The 4,119-nt window shown below is 58.0% G+C and carries 6 protein-coding genes; 1 reads left to right on the top strand and 5 read right to left on the bottom strand.

Annotation, left to right across the window (positions count from 1 at the left end):
• The 4 genes from AAAB35_RS01265 to AAAB35_RS01250 all read right to left on the bottom strand — a co-directional run.
• The coding region (locus AAAB35_RS01265) for an IS1182 family transposase (RefSeq protein ID WP_340666439.1) at positions 1–1,135 on the bottom strand (1,135 nt) is incomplete at its 3' end.
• Between the two features lie 36 nt (positions 1,136–1,171).
• Positions 1,172–2,122 carry an autotransporter outer membrane beta-barrel domain-containing protein gene (locus AAAB35_RS01260; protein WP_340666438.1) on the bottom strand — a complete coding sequence of 317 codons (951 nt, stop codon included), beginning with the start codon at positions 2,120–2,122 and terminating at the stop codon, positions 1,172–1,174.
• On the bottom strand, positions 2,031–2,852 hold the full coding sequence (locus AAAB35_RS01255; RefSeq protein WP_340666437.1) for a hypothetical protein: 822 nt from the start codon (positions 2,850–2,852) through the stop codon (positions 2,031–2,033). Before AAAB35_RS01255 ends, AAAB35_RS01260 begins: the two co-directional genes overlap by 92 nt.
• Complete coding sequence (locus AAAB35_RS01250; protein WP_340666436.1) at positions 2,852–3,229, bottom strand: hypothetical protein; 378 nt, start codon at positions 3,227–3,229, stop codon at positions 2,852–2,854. The genes AAAB35_RS01255 and AAAB35_RS01250 overlap by 1 nt, the downstream gene beginning before the upstream one ends.
• Positions 3,230–3,504: 275 nt before the next feature.
• Between AAAB35_RS01250 and AAAB35_RS01245 the strand changes: the two genes are divergently transcribed.
• Positions 3,505–3,750, top strand: a complete 246-nt coding sequence (locus tag AAAB35_RS01245) for a hypothetical protein (protein WP_340666435.1) — start codon at positions 3,505–3,507, stop codon at positions 3,748–3,750.
• Positions 3,751–3,762: 12 nt separating this feature from the next.
• Here AAAB35_RS01245 and AAAB35_RS01240 read toward each other — a convergent pair.
• Positions 3,763–4,119 (bottom strand): flavin reductase family protein (locus AAAB35_RS01240; protein WP_340666434.1); only part of this gene is annotated, 357 nt, incomplete at its 5' end.

The raw sequence follows: 4,119 nt of genomic DNA, 5'->3' as shown, positions 1-4,119 counted from the left end.
CACGCGGCACCTTGCGAGCAGGCGCATTTGGGCAGCAGCGCTGTTTGAGGTCACAGGCGTCGCAATCCCTCTTTTGTGCGCGGTAGAGCCGCGTTCCTTCACTCGTGATCCCCGATCTGGGCGTTGCGTAGGTGCGCCGGAACTGCACCAGTTCCTTGCCCGCCGGGCAGATATAGCGATCATTCTCGCCATCCCAGGTGAAGTCCGAACGCGAGAAGGTCCCGTCCGTGCGGTTGGACTTGTCGAACACCGGGATATGCGGCGCGATCTTCTTGTGTTTGACGAGCCATGCAAGATTATCGGCAGAGCCGTAGGCGCTGTCCGCCACAACATAGTGCGGTTTCAAGCCAAAGCGGTTCTCGGTTCTGTCGATCATCGTGCGGGAAGCGCCAACTTCTGCCTGCCGGATGGCACGGGTGGCTTCAACATCGAGAATGACGCCATGGTCGGTGTCGATCAGATAGTTGGTGGCGTAGGCAAAGAAGGCATGACCTTTATGGGCACCGGTCCACTGTGCTGCCGGATCAGACGGGGAAATGAACTTCGGCGTCACGGGCGAGGCCGCACCAAAAGCGGCATCATCAAGGACCGCCAGATATTCCTGCGCGGAACGCCCAGCATTATCCTTCGCCTCTTGGACACTCCATTCTGCGCCAGGTACCGACCGTTGTTTGTTGGCATCGGCAGCAATCAAGCTGGCATCGACGGCAAAGCCTTCAGTCCCAACCAGCCCCTGCGCCAGGCAGCGCTCCACCACCGTCTCGAACAGATGCCGAAGGATATCGCTTTGCCGGAAACGCCCGTGGCGGTTCTTCGAGAAGCTGGAATGGTCCGGTACCTTGCCGTCCAGTCCCAGCCGGCAGAACAATCGGTAGGCGAGATTGAGATGGACCTCCTCGCACAGCCGGCGCTCCGACCGGATACCCATGCTGTAGCCGATGATCAGCATTCGCATCATCAATTCTGGATCAATCGAGGGGCGGCCCGTGCTGCTGTAGTAAGGATTCAACTGCGTGCGGACGCTATCGAGGTCCAGGTGGTTGTCGATCCGGCGCAGAAGATGATCGGCCGGCACGTGCTCATCGAGGCTGAAATCGTAGAAGAGCTGCGCCGCAGCCGCCTGAAATCCCATCATCGCCTGATCCCCTGCCAAATCACTCACAGGATTGAATCATGCGTCCCAAGCGCCTGCAACAACGAGTTTTTCAACAGTATCGGTCCAGTACCCGCCAAAACTGGTGGTATCGACATTCATCGAACCGACCTGGAGATTTTTCCAACCGACCGCCTCGCCCTTGATGTCGGCATCGAAGTTTGAGTAGCCAAAAAACAGGCCGGCCAGGTCATAGTGTCCGCCATTGCTTTCGTGCCCCACGATATCCAGGCCCGCCTGAATGCCATAAAGGTTTCCGTCGACGGACGGGTTGACCGTGCCTTCCCAGCTCTGCTCGGTCGATTGCCCGAAGGCCCTGCCCCACGCAGCAGAGAAATTGGAGTTCGAAGTGATAATATTCTGTTCGCCGCGCCGCTCATGGAAAGTGCCAAGCGTGGCCAGCGCGGTTTCCCGGACTGCAGGTGGAACGACCGAATAGATCGGTACTTCGATGCGATAGAGTGGTATCGGCTCGGTCGGGTCATCCGCAACAATTGGAGTAGCTCCAGGCGTCGGCGGTTCTACACCCGGTCCGGGCGGCAGGATAATCGGTTCACCTGGGTCCTCTGCACTTAGCTCGGGCCCGACAGGCGGCGCGGGTTCGGAGCCTGGCAGGATCGTCGATCGCAGATACCAGTTCTCACTGGATCCCGCTGAAATGCCGCCCCTGAACAAAGCATATTCGTAGGCCCCCGCAGCCACCTCGTTGCTAAGGCCGAAGGCCGACCCACTCGTGGTCGCACCATTCACTGCCTGAACGACGAGGATGCCCTCCTGCTGTGTCGCGGCTCCCGCGCCTCCAAGATTGGTCACCGCCAGCCCCGTTGTTCCGCTTGCCGTGCCACCTGAAATGACAAATCGATCGGCCGGCGAAGAATCAGCGCCGAGTACCGTTTGCAAGCGAATTGCGCCACCGTTCGCGGTATAGTTGCCGATGACGGTGAACGTCGGTTGGTCCACTCGAGCCATTGGTCAGATCAATGGTCCCGGCATTGACAACCGACGCAAGTTGGCCAGCGCCAAACGGCGCAATCGCCGCGTTGACGCTGTTGCCAGCAAGAAGTGTACTGCTGCTGTCGATGGAGAAACTGCCGGTGCCCGTACCGGTGTCGCCAAGAACGAAGTTGGTGTCGAGCGTAAAGACCGACCCCGCGGTCAGCGCCACATTTTCCCAGTTGACATACCGAGCGGACGTCTTCGCCGCCGTATTCGCGAATGTCAATGAATCGGTGTCCGCGCCACCATTGAGCGATGGTGTCGATGAGAGCACAGCATCGGTCAGATTTTGTAGTGTTCCCGTATCGTTGCCGCCGCCAAGATCGATGGCACCCCCAATGGTCCCCGCCGTGTCCCAGGTGAACTGGTCATTTCCGGTTCCGGTCGTGAGGGTGCCACCGATCGAACCACCCGAAATGAAGATGCGATTGTCACCGATGCCGAGATCAACGAACGTACCGATCGAACCGCCCGACAGAATGAGCAGGTCCCGCCCTTGCGCGGCAATCACAAACCGGTCGATCGTGCCGCCCGACATCCGCATCTCGTTGTTGGCCTGCTCGAGATTGACCTCGCCGATCCGACCGCCCGTCATCGTAAAAAAGTCGCCGGCAAAAAACTGTCCGATGATTCGTCCGCCAGCGACCGACGCTGTGTCAAGCTCGCTCCCCTGCTCGACGCGCTCTACGATGCCGCCTTTCATCAGGAAAATATCGGTACGGCACCCTGAAAAATTGTACCGTTGACCACGCCGTCGTTTAGTTCGACCCGGTCATTACCTGCACCCGTGTCGAGATTGCCGTTTATGGTTCCCGAATCGATGATGACTGTGTCGGCGCCGGGCCCGAATACAACCGGCCCCGTAATCCTCCCGGTGCCCCCAGCCGGCAGGACGAGGAGATTGTTACCGCCCGGATCGTTCAATGGCCCGCCCGTCCCGCTATCGCAGGTATAATTGTTGTTACCAGGATTGGGAATTAGGACGCAAGCTGCTTGCGCGGATTGGCTGGATAGCAGGATTGGCAGAAGTGAAACGGAAGATAGCCAGAGGAGTCTTAAGCCGAAACCATCAAACTTCATGCAATCCCCCTTGCACCAGATAGTAACGCCCGAATAGCTTCGCGACTGAATCTCGCTCGAATGAAGTACGCCTCGCATTTAGACTATAGTTCAAGCACGGGACATACAACCAGCGGTTTCAGGTTAGCGCTATGCTGTGACAAATATATCGCAACGGTCCGACGAGACCATTCAGCTTACACCTCACGCCCTGCACTGGCCGATTTGACTGGCGGGAGATATTTCGTTGTAATTAGGATACTAAGAACGCATTGGAATGCAGGAGTGCCCCGACAATGGACCGCTACGAAACTTTCGCAACCTGGATTTTTATCGTCTTCGGGGCGTTGATCGTGGCCGGCCTGATGGCGTTTGCGATCGCGACCGGTGATAAGCCGGCTTTCCTTTTTGCACTGGCTTCGGGTTGCTCGGCCTTCTTTCTCGGCTTCGCCGTCATTTTCGACCAGCCCCGGCTCTACGGCTTTATCCTGTTCCTCTCGGTTGCTCTCATCGGCTGTTCGATTACCGCAATCGTCACGTAAGATAGACCAACGTTATTTCCGGGATTGCGCCGCAATTTGACGATAGGCGCCATGCCAATAGAGCAGCGGTTCGGCGTTCTGGCGTAATGTGATTGCCCTCACTCTGCCGATTAAAATACCGTGTGAATGGCGTTCGATCGCGTCATCCAGTTCGCAGTCGAGAACCGTCAGCGCATGTGCGAGCGCCGGGGTTCCTGTTGCAAGTTCCCGCCATTCGGCATCCTGGTATCGCTCGATTCCCTTGCGCCCACTGCGCCCGGAAAAGCTCTCCGCAACGTGTCGCTGGTCATGTGCCAGGACATTGATGCAAAACGTGCCGTAGCGCTGCAGCACCGGCCAGGAGGACGAGTTGCGGTTGAGGCTCACGAT

Source organism: Phyllobacterium sp., from assembly GCF_037994425.1.
In the GTDB taxonomy this organism is placed as follows: domain Bacteria; phylum Pseudomonadota; class Alphaproteobacteria; order Rhizobiales; family Rhizobiaceae; genus Phyllobacterium.
Note: the sequence above shows the minus strand (reverse complement) of the source record. Positions and strands in the feature narration are given on the sequence as shown.

Coding starts and splice junctions, on each gene's coding strand:
- AAAB35_RS01245 (WP_340666435.1), top strand. CDS start 3,505: ATGGACCGCTACGAAACTTTCGCAACCTGGATTTTTATCGTCTTCGGG.
- AAAB35_RS01255 (WP_340666437.1), bottom strand. CDS start 2,852: ATGAAAGGCGGCATCGTAGAGCGCGTCGAGCAGGGGAGCGAGCTTGAC.
- AAAB35_RS01250 (WP_340666436.1), bottom strand. CDS start 3,229: ATGAAGTTTGATGGTTTCGGCTTAAGACTCCTCTGGCTATCTTCCGTT.
- AAAB35_RS01260 (WP_340666438.1), bottom strand. CDS start 2,122: ATGGCTCGAGTGGACCAACCGACGTTCACCGTCATCGGCAACTATACC.